The sequence below is a fragment of the Coxiella-like endosymbiont genome (assembly GCF_030643785.1).
Classification (GTDB): Bacteria; Pseudomonadota; Gammaproteobacteria; order Coxiellales; family Coxiellaceae; genus Coxiella.
The window spans coordinates 1,239,382-1,254,792 of record NZ_CP094378.1 but is presented as its reverse complement, the minus strand read 5'-3'; the positions used below and the strand labels follow the sequence as shown (position 1 = coordinate 1,254,792).

Genomic DNA, 15,411 nt, shown 5'->3' with positions numbered 1-15,411 from the left:
GTGGAAAATAAAATTGTAAACAATGAGAAATTCCTCTCAACTCTAGAGTGGGAGTGAGTGGTAGTTAAGAAATGACAAAAACCTTTAAACTCATATCGAAATTCAAACCCAGTGGTGATCAACCTCAAGCTATAGAGAAATTGGTGGTCGGTTTAGAGGATGGTCTAGCGTACCAAACGCTTTTAGGAGTAACGGGGTCTGGCAAAACATTTACCATTGCTAATGTGATTGAAAGGCTTCAACGTCCGGCTCTAATTCTGGAGCCAAACAAAACTCTCGCCGCCCAATTTTATTCCGAAATGCGGGAATTTTTCCCTGAGAACGCTGTAGAATATTTTGTTTCTTATTATGATTATTATCAACCCGAAGCCTACTTACCTAGTTCAGACACGTATATTGAAAAAGATGCTTCCATAAATGAGCACATTGAACAAATGCGCTTGTCTGCTACCAAAGCGTTAACTGAGTGCCGAGATGCTATTATCGTGGCAACGGTATCGGCCATTTATGGCTTGGGTGATCCTGATTCCTACTTAAAAATGCTTCTTCATTTAAAAAGAGGTGATCAAGTTGATCAGCGTCAAATATTACAACGGCTAGCTGAATTACAGTACACCCGAAATGATTTAGAATTGCGCCGAGCAACCTATCGTGTACATGGTGATGTTATTGATATTTATCCGGCGGACTCCGAACGGGAAGCCGTTCGAGTAGAGTTGTTTGATGACGAAGTTGAAAATATTAGTTTTTTTGATCCATTAACAGGTGAAATGTTAAGACGAGTTCCGCGAATCACTATTTACCCAAAAACTCATTATGTCACGCCCCGTGAAAAACTATTAACAACTGTTGATCAAATTAATTTGGAATTAAAGGAGCGTTTGGTAGAATTAGAGAGGACAAATAAGTTAGTGGAACGCCAACGTTTGGAACAACGCACCAATTTTGACTTAGAAATGATCCTGGAGCTGGGATATTGCAGTGGGATTGAAAATTATTCTCGCTATTTATCAGGTCGAAATGTGGGAGAGCCACCGCCAACTTTAATGGATTATTTACCTAAAGATGCATTACTTATTATTGACGAATCCCATGTCACAATTCCTCAGTTAGGCGGAATGTACCGAGGCGATCGGGCGCGCAAAGAAACTTTAGTAGAATATGGTTTCCGCTTACCGTCTGCGTTGGACAATCGACCGTTGCGGTTTGATGAATTCGAAAAATTAGCCCCCCAAACTATTTTTATTTCTGCAACACCTGGCCCTCATGAAAAGCAAAGAAGCAATCAAGTAGCAGAATTATTGGTACGTCCTACAGGATTGATCGATCCAGAAATTGAGGTGAGACCGGTAGCCACCCAGGTAGACGATTTATTATCGGAAATTAGAAAACGAGTTCAACAAAATGAACGCGTATTAGTAACTACCTTAACCAAGCGAATGACTGAGGATTTGACTGAATATTTTTCCGAGCATGGTGTACGGGTTCGCTATTTGCATTCGGATATTAACACCCTGGAACGAGTGGAAATTATCCGCGATTTGCGGTTAGGTGCATTTGATGTGTTGGTGGGAATTAATTTGTTGCGCGAAGGTTTAGATATTCCGGAAGTATCATTAGTGGCAATTTTGGATGCTGATAAAGAAGGATTTTTGCGCTCCGAACGATCTTTGATTCAGACAATAGGCCGGGCAGCAAGAAATTTACATGGGAAAGCTATTTTATATGCCGATAAAATTACCGACTCCATGAAGCATGCCGTAGAAGAAGCAGAAAGAAGGCGTCAGATACAAGTTCTGTATAATAACAAACATAATATTACTCCGAAGAGTGTCGAAAAGGCAATCACAGAAATAATAGAGGAGGCTCACGTATATACCAAAAAAGGGTGGTTTGTAAGCGAAGCTCAACAGGTATCTGAAGAAGAAGCGCAATACATTACTATGTCACCCAAGCAGTTAGCCAAATATTTGCGTAATTTAGAGGAAGAAATGTATCGTTATGCTCGAAATTTAGAGTTTGAAGAATCGGCATTGGTACGGGATAAAATTCAGCATATTCGAAAAGGTATTCTGGAAGTAAAAAATAAGGAAAAACCACATGACTGAAAATATTGACCTTACACAATGGGTAATGGCTATTGGTTACCTAGGTTTTGTTGGTTATATTTTTAGAGACAGGAATTTTTATTTGTTTCTTTTTGCCTGGAGATAGCTTGCTTTTCTCTGCTGGGTTATTCGTTTCGCAAGAATTTTTTAAAATTTGGATCCTTAGTTCCAGCTGGGTGGACGAAAATCTGGATGATTGTCTTTATAAAAGCAAAAGGATACTTTTTGGTGTAAGAAAAGTTATTTGGTTCAAGCGAAGAAATTCTATAATAGGCACGGAGGGAAATCGGTGATTTTAGCAGGATTGGTTCTAGTCATTCCTACTTTTGTTTCTGTTGTTACTGGGATGACGTAAATGGATTATTATCGTTACAGTGTTTTTAATATCATTGTTTTTAATATTATTGGGGTTGCTCTTTTGGGTTGGAAGAATTTCCTTCTTAGTTTATTATTTTGATATTTAATTCCTAATGCTGATAAATATATTTTATTGCTTGTATTGGTTTTTATTTTTATGTCTTTATCTGGTATCTGGCACATTATAAAAAATCGTTTTTCTAATTCCCCCTTAACTTGTTCTTTTATCCAGCGGACCCTCCTCTGGTGCTGAAAGCTTGCAACAAATACATTGGAGAGTGAAAAACAATTGTGAAAAAAACTATCTGAAACTATCTGGAAGAATGTTGCTGCATGGTAGTTAACGCAATGGTTACTTTAGATCGAGAAGGTCGATCTAAATAATCGCAAATTAATTACCCTTTTTTTATTAGCCGATTTAAATCAACTCCGCATTGGATTTCCATACCATTTAATAAATAAACGACGTCTTCTGTAGCGACATTTTTACCAGCACCTGGCGCGTAAGGGCAGCCCCTGAGGCCACCAACGGTGCTATCAATAGTAGTAATTACTTTGTCTAAACTGACATAAATGTTTGTTAGCGCTTGCGCATAAGTATCATGAAAATAAACGGCTAGTTTTTCGACAGGAATTTTTTCAGAAACTACATCGATCAGCTGCTGTGCTTTAAACGGTGTCCCGATCCCAATTGTGTCTCCTAACGAAATTTGGTAACAGCCTATAAGCGAATTAATTTTTTAGCTACTTGGAGCACTTGTTGTGGTAATATATCTCCTTCATAAGGACAACCCAGTACGCAAGAAACATAACCCCGAACAGCAATAGTATTTTGCTTCGCTCGTCCAATTACTCGTGTCGTGCGATGCGATTTAAACTTTCTTCAATCGAACAATTGCTGTTTTTGCAAGAAAAAGTTTCTGAAGCAGCAGTAAATACAGCAATTTCTGAGGGTGTAGCCACCAATGCGTCGTTGTGAAACCGTGCTCATTAGGTACTAATTCCGTTAACGAACATTAGGGTACCGTTTAATTTTATTTATAATCTCCGCATGATCCTTCATCTGGGGAATCCATTTAGGAGATACAAAGTTAGTTGCTTCAATGACTGATAAGCCCTTCTGTGACAATTGATTAATAAATTTAATTTTCAATTCAGTAGGTAAGATGGAAGGTTCGTTCTGAAGTCCGTCTCACGGACCCACTTCTACGATCGTAACTTTTTTGGGGCATCATTAGCTTACAACAATTTCTAATTTTGGAAAAGCTTTATTTAGGGTAAACGCGATCTACCCATTTTAAAGTGTTTTTGAGTATGCGTTTAATATCTAATTTTGTAAATTCACCTTGTTTAAGTAATTGTTTGCCTGCCACCCACACATCGCTCACTTGAAGTCGGTTAATTGCATACACTAAATGTGATATAGGATTAAAGACGGGTTGAGTGAGATAAGAGCTTAAGTCCACAGCAATTATATCGGCCAATTTCCCAATTTCGAGTGAGCCAATTTTATTTTCTAATCCTAGTATTTTAGCTCCATTCAAAGTTGCCATCTTAATAGCTTCTTCAGCCGGCAAATGCGTGGGGTTTGCGTCCGATACTTTAGCGGTAAAAGCAGCGGTTCTCATTTCGCCGAATAAATCGAGATCATTATTGCTCGCTGCTCCATCGGTGCCAATGGCTACATTGACTCCTGCTCGTAGAAGTTTGGCGATGGGAGCAATGCCACTAGCGAGCTTTAAATTGGATTCTGGACAATGAACCACATTGGTTTGCGTTTTTCGAACAAGCTCAATTTCTTTTGGTGTCAGTTGTGTCATGTGCACGGCGATTAGGTGTTGGGATAATAAACCAAGCTCATGCAATCGAGCGAGTGGTCTTTTTCCATATTCCTGTAAACCTTGTTCAATTTCATGTTTTGTTTCATGAATGTGCATGTGAATAGGCAGATTGTATTGTTCAGATAACTTTATAATTTCTTTTAAAGCGGTGTCGCTGACCGTATAGGGTGCGTGTGGTGCTAAAGCCCAGGAAATGAGAGGGTGGGTCTCATTTTTGGTTAGAGTTTCTTTTGCACGAGATAAATAAGTTTTTTCGTCTTTAGCCCACTCGGTAGGAACATTCATCACAAGTACTCCCACACAAGCGCGAATACCTGCTTCACTGGCAACTTGAGCAATTGTGTCATGAAAAAAATAATGGTCATTAAAACAGGTTGTTCCACCGCGCAACATTTCAGAAATAGCCAATTCGGTTCCTGTGCGAACAGATTCCGCATTGATCAAAGCTTTTTCAACAGGCCAGATATATTTTTGTAACCAATCGAGTAATTGCAGGTCATCTGCTAATCCACGTAAAAGATTCATTGGAGTGTGCGTATGAGAATTGACCAAACCTGGCATTATCACGTGGTCTTCCAAATTTAGATAATCTGTGGCGCGATATTTTTGCTTAGCTTGTTTTAGAGATAGAAGGTCAATAATATATTCGCCGCGAATAGCTAAAGCATGGCGTTCTAGAATTTGATTCTGGGGGGCGATTGGGAGAATCCACCGTGCACTGATAAGTAAATCAATGTTTTCCATAGAAAACAGCTCCATCATAAACGGATGTCATAGTAACGGAAGTCATAGTAACGGAATGATAATGCTCGGTCTAGTTGATATTCTCTGAATCACTTTAAGCGCCTTAAGCAGAAAATCTGCCTTTGCTTACAAGCCCACTAAGATGTGATATAATGTTTTGCTTTGCAGAAAGCAGTAACAAATTGTTTTAATTGGAAAAAACAGAGGAAGCGTCATGGCGGAATTTGCACACGAAATTATTTCCATCACTATCGAAGATGAATTGAAACAATCCTACCTCGATTACGCTATGAGTGTGATTGTGGGTCGAGCGTTACCGGATGTGCGGGATGGGTTGAAGCCAGTGCATCGTCGGGTTCTCTATGCGATGAGTGAATTAGGAAATGATTCAAATAAACCGTACAAAAAATCTGCTCGGATTGTGGGGGATGTGATTGGTAAATACCATCCTCATGGCGACGTTGCTGTCTATGACACGATAGTAAGAATGGCACAGCCTTTTAGTCTCCGTTATTTGTTGATTGATGGCCAAGGTAATTTTGGTTCTGTTGATGGCGATGCACCTGCAGCTATGCGCTATACCGAAATTCGATTGTCGCGATTTGCTGACGCCTTAATGGTAGATCTCGATAAAGAAACCGTGGATTATGTTCCCAATTATGACGAAACTGAAACGGCACCGTTAGTGCTGCCTAATCGTATTCCCAATTTATTAGTCAATGGTTCTTCAGGTATTGCGGTAGGAATGGCGACTAATATTCCTCCGCATAATTTGAATGAAATTATCGATGCTATTCTGGCGTTAATTGATAATTCGGATTTAACCGTAGAAGAGCTCATGCGTTATGTACCCGGTCCTGATTTTCCAACGGCAGGAATTATCAATGGTCGTAACGGTATTATCCAAGCATATAAAACCGGCCGAGGGTGTATTTATGTACGTGCGAAAGTTGACATCGAAATTACAAAAAGTGGGTGTTCACAAGTTATTGTTTCTGAACTTCCTTATCAAGTGAATAAAGCGCGCTTGTTGGAAAAAATTGGCGAATTAGTGCATGAAAAGAAAATTGAAGGGATTTCTGGGTTACGCGATGAATCCGATAAGCGCGGTATGAGGATGGTAATTCAAGTAGGTCGTGGTAATAATGTGGAATTTGTACTCAATAATCTCTATGCTCAGACCCAATTGCAAACGGTATTTGGGATTAATATGGTGGCTTTAGATGACGGTCAACCACGCATATTAAATTTAAAGCACTTACTAAGTGCTTTTTTACAACACCGTAGAGAAATTGTAACGCGCCGAACTCTTTTTGAATTGCGTAAAGCTCGCGAAAGAGCACATATTTTGGAAGGGCTTGGAGTTGCTCTGGCCAATATCGACGAAGTAATTGCTCTTATTAAAAAAGCGAAAACTCCCGCGATTGCTAAAGAAAATTTATTAGCAAAAGCATGGCAACCTGGGGAGGTGGCGAGATTATTACAAAAAACGGGAAGCGATCGTACTCGTCCTGAGAATTTAGAGCTTGAATACGGATTGCAAATCGACGGTTATCATTTGTTGCCGGCACAAGCGCAAGCCATTTTAGATTTACGTTTGCATCGATTAACTGGTCTTGAAAGCAATAAAATTTGTGAAGAATATATTGCTATTATCGATCACATTAGTGAATTAATTTCGGTTATTTCTGATCCTGATAAATTACATCAAGTTATTCGGGATGAATTAATTGAGGTCAAAGCTCAATTTGGCGATGCGCGTCGAACTAAAATTTTCGATGTTAAATCGGATTTAAAAAATGAAGATTTAATTCCTGAGGAACATTTATTTGTAACGTTGTCACACGAGGGTTATATCAAATCTCAATCGTTAAGTAGTTATCAAGCCCAACATCGAGGGGGACGAGGTAAGCTTGCTGCAGCAGTAAAGGAACAAGATTTCGTAAAAAATATTCTCGTGGCGAATTCCCATGATACGATTTTGTGTTTTTCTACTTACGGAAAAGTATATTGGCTTAAGGTTTATCAAGTGCCGCAAGGTGGTCGCACTTCACGCGGACGCCCGGTCGTTAATTTACTTCCGTTAGCTAAAGACGAACGCATTTCCACTATATTGTCTATACGTCATTATGACAAATCTCATTTTGTTTTTATGACTACAGCTCAAGGCTCAGTGAAAAAAATTACATTAGCTGAATTTTCTCAACCCCGAACGAATGGGAAAATTGCATTAGCATTGAAAGAAGGGGATCGGTTAGTAGGAGTTGATATTACGGACGGAAATAAAGAAGTGATGCTCGTGACTGATGTGGGCAAAGCCATTCGTTTTCATGAAAATGAAGTACGTCAAATGGGGCGTTCAGCACGGGGAGTGCGTGGAATTAAATTGAAAGAAAACCAAAGTGTAATTGCGTTAATTATTGTAAAATCAGGAGGGTATATTTTAACAGCAACTATACATGGCTATGGACAACGCACGACTATAGAAGATTACCGGCCCACAGGTCGAGGCGGCCAAGGTGTTATTGCCATTCGTATCAATCGTCGTAACGGAAATGTAGTTTCCGCCGTCCAAGTGTTTGATAATGATGAAGTATTATTAATTAGCGATAAAGGTACTTTAGTTCGCATCCGTGTGAATGAGATTTCACAAATGGGGAGAAATACTCAGGGAGTTCGATTGATTCAGTTGGCACAAGAAGAGTCTTTAGTGGGAATGGAGGCTATTTCTACGGAATTAATAGGAGAACAGGAATAAGGGAGGTGTAGTTGCCTAAAATATCAGCACAAGGATTTTTTTATGTCTCGTGTTTACAATTTTTCTGCTGGTCCAGCCATGTTGCCAGAAACGGTCTTTCGTACGGCAGGTAATGAATTATTAGATTGGCACGGCACCGGAATGTCGATAGCGGAAGTTTCCCACCGTGGTGAAGAATTTAAAAAAGTCGTTAAAGAGTCGGAACATGATCTTAGAGAGCTATTGGCGATTCCGGAAAATTATCGAGTTTTATTTTTGCAGGGTGGGGCTCGATTGCAATTCTCTATGGTGCCCATGAATTTAATAGGTAACTATAAGGCTCCAGTTTACGTCGATTCCGGGATTTGGTCCCAACAGGCGATTGAAGAAGCAAAACGTTATTGCAATCTTCATTTAGCGGCAAGTGCAAAGAGTTTCCATTATACAACCCTTCCTGATCAAGCTACCTGGGATGTTCCCGAAGAGGCAGCGTATTTATATTACGTTGATAATGAGACAGTAAATGGAATGGAATTTCCCTTTATTCCTGCAACGAGTTTGACTTTGGTTTGTGATATGTCATCAAATTTATTATCGCGTCCTTTTGACGTCTCGCGATACGGATTGATTTTCGCTTGTGCTCAAAAAAATATTGGAATAGCTGGATTGACGATCGTAATTATTCGTGAAGATATATTAAATCGAAATCCTCTTCCAACTACTCCCAGTTTTTTGCATTATGCCTTACACGCCAAAGAAAATTCGTTATGGAATACACCACCGACATTTGCTTGGTACATTGCGGGTTTGGTTTTTAAATGGTTGAAAAAGAAGGAGGCCTTTCGGCTTTAGCTGAACGTAATGAACGAAAGGCGAAAAAATTTTACAATGCTATCGATAAAAGTAATTTTTATCATAATGGCATCGATCCTAAATATCGTTCGAGAATGAATGTTGTTTTTACGTTAGCAAATGAAAATCTTAATTCTCTTTTTTTAAAAAAAGCTGCAGAAAAGGGTTTGGTAAATTTGAAGGGACATCGTTTGGTAGGCGGGATGCGAGCTAGCATTTATAATGCGATGCTGGAATCTGGCATCGATATCTTAATTGATTTTATGCAACAGTTTGAAAAACAATACGGTTAAGAAGATGGACTATTACATTATCGCATCGAATAATTTAAATGGCGAAATTTGTGTTCCGGGTGATAAATCGATTTCTCATCGAGCGGTGATTTTAAGCGCTATTTCTGAAGGACGAACACAGGTGAATGGTTTTTTAATGGGTGCCGATAACCTGGCTACAATAAGCGCCTTTCAAAAAATGGGTGTCACTATCGAAGTGATCGAAGATGAAAATATATTATTAGTGGATGGAGTGGGAAAGGATGGATTAACTGCTCCACCCGATGTTATTGATTGTGGTAATTCGGGGACAGCTATTCGATTATTAACTGGTTTATTGGCGGGACAATCCTTTACTACTACTCTCACAGGTGACCAGTCCTTAAAGCGTCGTCCAATGAAGTGTATTATTGATCCTTTGGTGCAAATGGGTGCAAAAATTGAATCGGCTGAAAACGTGCCTCCACTTAAAGTTAGTGGAAATTCTAATTTAAAAGGGATTCATTATCATTTACCTATCGCAAGCGCTCAAGTGAAATCTTGCTTATTATTAGCAGGATTATATGCGAAGGGAGAAACTTGCATCACAGAACCAGTTCCTTCTCGTGATCACACGGAGCGGCTGTTAACGCATTTTAATTACCCTGTGCGAGTCGAAAATCTTCGTACTTGTCTCTCTGTAGGAGGCATTCTTAAAGCAAGAGATATTTCGATTCCTGGCGATATTTCATCGGCCGCTTTTTTCATTGTAGCAGCAACTATTACACCTGGTTCTTCTGTTTGTTTGCGTCAGGTCGGTCTAAACCCTACACGTCTTGGTATTATAAATTTATTAAAAATGATGGGTGCGAATATTGAGATTGTAACTCATCAGGAAAAAAACGGAGAACCTGTGGGCGATATTTGCGTGCGCTATGCCGGCTCCCTTTTTGGTATTGAAATTCCACAAGAACAAGTGTCGGTCGCTATTGATGAATTTCCTATTCTATTAATTGCTGCCGCCACTGCACGAGGGCAAACTGTATTGCGAGGCGCTAAAGAATTACGAGTAAAAGAAACGGACCGAATTGCTGCCATGGCAGAGGGGCTGCAAAAGTTAGGAATTAAAGTAGAATCGCTTCCTGATGGACTCATTGTTCAAGGAGGGAAGTTTCAAGGTGGAACGATTTCCAGTTACGACGATCATCGCATTGCCATGGCGTTTGCAATTGCAGGGACTGTAGCAAAAGGTCCTGTGCGTATTCACAATTGTGAGAATGTTAAAACTTCTTTTCCTAATTTTGTTAAGTTAGCGAATGAAATAGGAATGGAATTAAAGGTTCTTTAAATTTAGACGGGAGATCTTTAATCCTTTCCAATGGAACGAAATATGGGTAATCTAAAAAAACAAGCCCCGGTTATTACCATTGATGGTCCTTCCGGTTCCGGAAAAGGGACTATTGCTCTTAGAGTCGCTCAAGCTTTACATTGGCATATTTTGGATAGTGGGATTATTTACCGTACGATAGCTTGGGCATTATCTTACTATGGGGTTTCCTTAACAGACCAGAAAGTAATTGCTGATCTTCTAAAACGACTTCAAATAGCAGTCGAAAACCAGCCTGTTGTTAGAAATCTAAAAGTCAGTTGTGATAACCATGATATTACGGAGGCCATCCGAACCGAAAAGTGTGGCGCTTTAGCTTCTAAGGCTTCAGCTCTGTCGGTAGTTCGGCGAGCCGTTTTTCAATACCAGCATGATTTTCGTCGTTGGCCGGGGTTAGTGGCTGATGGTCGCGATATGGGAACGGTTGTTTTTACCAACGCTACTCTTAAATTCTATTTTGATGCCGACTCGAAAGAACGCGCTTACCGGCGCTATAGGCAGTTGCAAAAACAAGGGATTAATGCTAACCTGAATGAGATCCAAGAAAATGTAGAAGAGCGTGATCGCCGTGATGTTAACCGAATGATTTCTCCTACCAAACCCGCATCGGATGCTCTGATTATCGATACCACTAAACTAAGTATCGAAGAAGTTTTTGTAAAGGTTATGAACCACATCAAAGAGCGCGGGGACTTAGTTAATTAAGTTAGGGTCTTGGTTAGGGGAGAGGGAGGGGTCTTGCCTATCTGTCTTAGACTTAGACAGAATAAAATTTTAGACAGAAAAATTTAACGATAATACAACCCCCTTTGATATGGTTGAAAATAATGTGTGAGTGCATGAGCGAAAATTTTGCTGATTTATTTGAAAAAAGTTTAACAGAAACTGATTTACGGCCTGGTGCTTTAGTTAAGGCTACTATTGTTGAAATTGGACCCGACCGAGTAATTGTCAATGCCGGTCTTAAATCCGAAGGAGTCATACCTGCTTCTGAATTCCGCCAAGAAGAAATCCATGTGGGTAATGAAGTGGACGTGGTGGTTGATACTCCTGACAATGGTTTTGGTGAAACCCGTTTATCACGTGAAAAAGCACGTCGTACGAAAGCTTGGAACCAGCTTGAAAAATCTTATAAAACCGGAGAATTGGTTAAAGGCAAGATCGTAGAACGGGTTAAAGGTGGATTTACTGTGGAAATTAATTCAATTCGTGCTTTTTTGCCGGGTTCTTTAGTAGACGTCAAACCTATTCGAGACCCAGATTCCCTAAAAGATACCGAACATGATTTCAAAATTATTAAGATGGATCGCCATCGAAATAATGTTGTTGTTTCCCGACGTGCCGTAATGGAGGCTGAATCTAGCGCTGAGCGTCTCGCTCGATTAGAGGAACTCCAGGAGGGCCAAGAAGTTAAAGGGGTTATTAAAAATATTACTGATTATGGTGCTTTTGTCGATTTAGGAGGCGTTGATGGTTTACTCCATATCACTGATATGGCTTGGAAACGCCTCAAACATCCAAGTGAGTTGCTTAATGTAGGGGATGAGGTTCACGTTAAAGTTCTCAAATTTGATCGCGATAAAAATCGTGTGTCATTAGGAATGAAACAATTGGCCGATGATCCCTGGCTAAATATTGACCGACGCTACCCCGTAAACTCGCGAGTATTTGGCAAAGTAACCAATATCACGGATTACGGTTGCTTTGTTCAACTTGAAGAGGGTATAGAAGGGTTAGTCCATACTTCTGAATTGGATTGGACTAATAAAAATATTCATCCCAGTAAAGTGGTTCGACCTGGAGAAGAGGTCGAGGTTATGGTGCTTGAAATCGACGAAGAGCGTCGTCGTATTTCATTGGGGATTAAGCAATGCAAGCGTAATCCCTGGCAAGAATTCGCTGAAAAACATCAAAAAGATGAAAAAATTACAGCTAAAATTCGCTCCATTACCGATTTCGGCATGTTTATTGGATTGGAGGGTGATATCGATGGTCTCATACATTTATCCGATATTTCCTGGTCAGAAAGTGGTGAGGAAGCAATTCGTCGTTACAAGAAAGGCGATGAAGTGGAAGCCGTTATCTTGGCGCTCGATCCTGAGCGTGAGCGGGTTTCTCTGGGCATAAAACAGCTCGAAGGCGATCCTGTAGAAGAGTTCCTGGAAAAACAGGATAAAGATGCGATCATCCAAACCAAAGTAAAAGAAGTTGAAAGCAAACAAGCTATTTTAGAATTGGCCGAGCAGGTGTTTGGTCAAATGCGCTTAGCAGACTACACCTATGATCGTGTAAAAGATTTGACAGAGGAACTCAATGTAGGTGATGAAATCGCGGTCAAAATCATTAATGTTGATCGTAAAAATCGTCTCATTCAAGTATCCCATAAAGCTGTAGAAGGACGTTCTGATAAGGGAAGTCGGACGGTAACTGATGCGTCGACGAAAACTACTTTGGGAGATCTCCTCAAAGAGCAAATGCAGAACAAAGAAGAAGAGTAAATCGATAAATTTCATAAATCCTTTCCATAAATCCTTCAGATAAAACTGTCTGCTGTTTTTCCCATTATAAAGGGGAAAAACAGCATTATTTCTCTCTTTATCCCTTTATAAGTCTCTACAAAATTATTTCATTTCTCTGAAGTGCTCTACGTTTTTATGAGCCAAGCATCTCTTATTAATTTCAGGTAGAATATCGATTGGAAAACTCCTCGCGTAACTGAATGAAGGACGGACTTATGCGTTACATTTCGTATCTTTTTTGGATATTGATTATTTTGTTAGCTATTACCTTTGCCGCTCTTAATCCGCAAAAAATAGTTCTCAATTATTACCTGGACACAAAAACCATTTATTTGCCGTTGATAATCTTATTAGCACTGTTGGTTGGTGCGGCATTAGGAATTATTGTTTTGTTGCCTTCCTGGATTAAAAATAAAAACACCGTTCGTCGGCTTAAATATAAAGTAAAACAAATCGAACAAGAAGTGGAAAATTTAAGAACTATTCCAATTAAGGATGTTCATTAGTGATTGTCGAAACACTTTTTTTATTATTGCCTTTAGCAGCCATCGGAGGGTGGTTTGCGGGTCATCAAGTTTCATTTAGAAATAATTCTAAATTGTCGCCCGCTTTACGTCACAATTATTTTAAGGGTTTAAATTATTTAATTAATGAACAGCCTGACAAAGCTGTCGATGTTTTTATTAAATTACTCGAGGTGGATACAGATACGATAGAAACGCATTTAGCATTGGGTAGTCTATTTCGTCGCCGTGGCGAAGTCGATCGTGCTATTCGTATTCATCAAAATTTAATTGCTCGACCCCAACTTGCCAAAGAACAGCGATTTCATGCTTTATCTGAATTAGGACAAGATTATTTGCGAGCTGGGGTATTGGATCGTGCAGAACGTTTATTTCTCGAGCTCGTGGAAATGGAAGAAGAGAATCAAGGCAGCTTACGATTTTTGTTACACATTTACCAACAAGAGAAAGATTGGCAAAAAGCAATTGAGACTGCGCAAAAATTATTGGCCTTGGGTGAGCCTGTTAAAGATATTATTGCTCAATACCATTGTGAATTAGCTGAACAAATGATTGATAAAGGACACCCTTCCCAGGCCGCTTATTACTTAAAGAGAGCACAAGCCATAGATCCTAATTGTGTCCGTGCCAGTTTGCTTCAGGCTCGTCAAGAAAGTACTGAGGGACATTATAAAGAGGCCATTGGGTGTTATAAACGAGTCATTGATCAAGATCCCGATTATATTTCTGAAGTGGTGGTAGCGCTTGTTGAATGTTACCAACATATAAATGAAGAAGAAAAATTAGTTGTTTTTTTTAAAGAGTGCTTAGCGCGATATTCTCGAATTTCGCTCGTATTAGCTATTTCAGATTATTTACAACGTCAAGAAGGAAAGAAGGTTGCTATTGAGTTTGTAGCCCAACAAATTCAGCGGCAACCCTCCTTGCGAGGGCTTGCCCATTTGGTGAGCTTATATCTACTCAATTCCAGCGGTGATGATAGAGATAAGCTATTGATTTTAAATAGATTTATTGAGAAACTGCTGGCAGATAAGCCTATCTATCGATGTTCCCATTGTGGTCTTTCCGGAAAAATGTTGTTTTGGCTTTGCCCGAGTTGCCAACATTGGAACATGGTAAAGCCTATTCAAGGCTTGGAAGGAAACTGAAATGGAAAAGAAGGCTGGACCTAAAATTATCGTTGCTATTGATGCCGACACTCGGGATCAAGCATGTGAACAAGTGTCTTCATTAGACCCTCAATTATGTCATCTTAAAATTGGAAATATTTTATTTACACGTTATGGACCTTCGCTTGTTGAAGAACTAATGCACAAGGGTTATCAAATTTTTTTGGATTTAAAATTTCACGATATTCCGCAAACAGTAATTGGTGCTTGTCGCGCGGCTGCGCTTTTGGGCGTATGGATGATTAATGTTCATATTTTGGGTGGACGAACCATGTTGGAAACTGTGGTCGATTCGCTACAAAACGTGATGATCGCTAAAAAACCGCTTTTAATCGGTGTTACGGTTTTAACGAGTTTAGACAGCGACGACTTAAAAATGTTAGGAATTAACGACGATCTATCCGTAATGGTTTGCCGTATGGCAATGCTGGCTAAAAAATCGGGATTGGATGGGGTAGTCTGTTCAGCGCATGAAATATCCGCTTTACGTAAACAATTGGGATCAAATTTTTTATTAGTAACTCCTGGTATTCGTTTGGCGATGGATCAAAAAAATGATCAGAAACGGACCATCACACCTGAAGCGGCTATTAAAGCGGGAAGCGATTATCTCGTCATTGGTAGACCCATAACCCAATCTAGAAACCGGAGAGAAACCTTACAAAGGATTACGAATTCGATAAAAAAAGTGATCTAACAATCATAACCCCCCCGCAATATCCACTGACCGACCCTGTATTGCTCTTTTCAGAATTTCCAAGTATTGCGGTTGGATAGTACTCAACTACACCGCTGCTGTTTTTAATTATTTAAGAGAATTTTATGAAAAAGATTGTTCAAATTGTTTCACTAATAATATTTATTGAGGTATTTTTTTCTGTACAAGCAAAGCCCACACTCTGCCGTTAGCAAACATTATCGC

9 protein-coding genes and 2 pseudogenes are annotated in these 15,411 nt (G+C 39.6%); 9 read left to right on the top strand and 2 right to left on the bottom strand.

The window, feature by feature from the left end; all coding sequences use genetic code 11:
* The first annotated feature begins 71 nt into the window (after positions 1-71).
* Complete coding sequence (uvrB, locus tag MRH55_RS06355; RefSeq protein ID WP_304985354.1) at positions 72-2,108, top strand: excinuclease ABC subunit UvrB; 2,037 nt, start codon at positions 72-74, stop codon at positions 2,106-2,108.
* A 668-nt stretch (positions 2,109-2,776) separates the two neighbouring features.
* On the opposite strand, the pseudogene MRH55_RS06350 reads toward uvrB, so the two are convergent.
* Positions 2,777-3,678 (bottom strand): annotated as a pseudogene (locus tag MRH55_RS06350) (hydroxymethylglutaryl-CoA lyase).
* 55 nt (positions 3,679-3,733) lie between these two features.
* Entirely contained in the window at positions 3,734-5,050 is a 1,317-nt protein-coding gene (locus MRH55_RS06345; protein WP_304985353.1) for a TRZ/ATZ family hydrolase, read from the bottom strand.
* Positions 5,051-5,264: 214 nt separating this feature from the next.
* On the opposite strand from MRH55_RS06345, the gene gyrA reads away from it, so the two are divergent.
* The 8 genes and pseudogenes from gyrA to pyrF all read left to right on the top strand — a co-directional run bounded on the left by gyrA (position 5,265) and on the right by pyrF (position 15,186).
* On the top strand, positions 5,265-7,808 hold the full coding sequence (gene gyrA, locus MRH55_RS06340; protein ID WP_304985352.1) for a DNA gyrase subunit A: 2,544 nt from the start codon (positions 5,265-5,267) through the stop codon (positions 7,806-7,808).
* Positions 7,809-7,850: 42 nt separating this feature from the next.
* Positions 7,851-8,932: pseudogene (serC, locus tag MRH55_RS06335) on the top strand (3-phosphoserine/phosphohydroxythreonine transaminase).
* A gap of 4 nt (positions 8,933-8,936) precedes the next feature.
* Positions 8,937-10,238: a 3-phosphoshikimate 1-carboxyvinyltransferase gene (aroA, locus tag MRH55_RS06330; protein ID WP_304985351.1), complete on the top strand. Its 1,302-nt coding sequence runs from the start codon at positions 8,937-8,939 to the stop codon at positions 10,236-10,238.
* 30 nt (positions 10,239-10,268) lie between these two features.
* Positions 10,269-10,982 carry a (d)CMP kinase gene (gene cmk / locus MRH55_RS06325; RefSeq protein ID WP_304985350.1) on the top strand — a complete coding sequence of 238 codons (714 nt, stop codon included), beginning with the start codon at positions 10,269-10,271 and terminating at the stop codon, positions 10,980-10,982.
* A 134-nt stretch (positions 10,983-11,116) separates the two neighbouring features.
* A complete protein-coding gene (gene rpsA / locus MRH55_RS06320) occupies positions 11,117-12,775 on the top strand; it encodes a 30S ribosomal protein S1 (RefSeq protein ID WP_304985349.1) in 1,659 nt (552 codons plus the stop codon).
* 236 nt (positions 12,776-13,011) lie between these two features.
* Positions 13,012-13,302, top strand: a complete 291-nt coding sequence (locus MRH55_RS06315; protein ID WP_304985348.1) for a lipopolysaccharide assembly protein LapA domain-containing protein — start codon at positions 13,012-13,014, stop codon at positions 13,300-13,302.
* Positions 13,302-14,468 carry a lipopolysaccharide assembly protein LapB gene (gene lapB / locus MRH55_RS06310; protein WP_304985347.1) on the top strand — a complete coding sequence of 389 codons (1,167 nt, stop codon included), beginning with the start codon at positions 13,302-13,304 and terminating at the stop codon, positions 14,466-14,468. The genes MRH55_RS06315 and lapB overlap by 1 nt, the downstream gene beginning before the upstream one ends.
* Position 14,469: 1 nt before the next feature.
* On the top strand, positions 14,470-15,186 hold the full coding sequence (gene pyrF / locus MRH55_RS06305; protein ID WP_304985346.1) for an orotidine-5'-phosphate decarboxylase: 717 nt from the start codon (positions 14,470-14,472) through the stop codon (positions 15,184-15,186).
* The last annotated feature ends 225 nt before the right edge of the window (positions 15,187-15,411 follow it).

Excerpts from the sequence above, each read along its gene's own strand:
- MRH55_RS06315 (WP_304985348.1), top strand. The coding sequence starts at position 13,012 with ATGCGTTACATTTCGTATCTTTTTTGGATATTGATTATTTTGTTAGCT.
- uvrB (WP_304985354.1), top strand. The coding sequence starts at position 72 with ATGACAAAAACCTTTAAACTCATATCGAAATTCAAACCCAGTGGTGAT.
- MRH55_RS06345 (WP_304985353.1), bottom strand. The coding sequence starts at position 5,050 with ATGGAAAACATTGATTTACTTATCAGTGCACGGTGGATTCTCCCAATC.
- rpsA (WP_304985349.1), top strand. The coding sequence starts at position 11,117 with ATGAGCGAAAATTTTGCTGATTTATTTGAAAAAAGTTTAACAGAAACT.
- gyrA (WP_304985352.1), top strand. The coding sequence starts at position 5,265 with ATGGCGGAATTTGCACACGAAATTATTTCCATCACTATCGAAGATGAA.
- pyrF (WP_304985346.1), top strand. The coding sequence starts at position 14,470 with ATGGAAAAGAAGGCTGGACCTAAAATTATCGTTGCTATTGATGCCGAC.
- aroA (WP_304985351.1), top strand. The coding sequence starts at position 8,937 with ATGGACTATTACATTATCGCATCGAATAATTTAAATGGCGAAATTTGT.
- cmk (WP_304985350.1), top strand. The coding sequence starts at position 10,269 with ATGGAACGAAATATGGGTAATCTAAAAAAACAAGCCCCGGTTATTACC.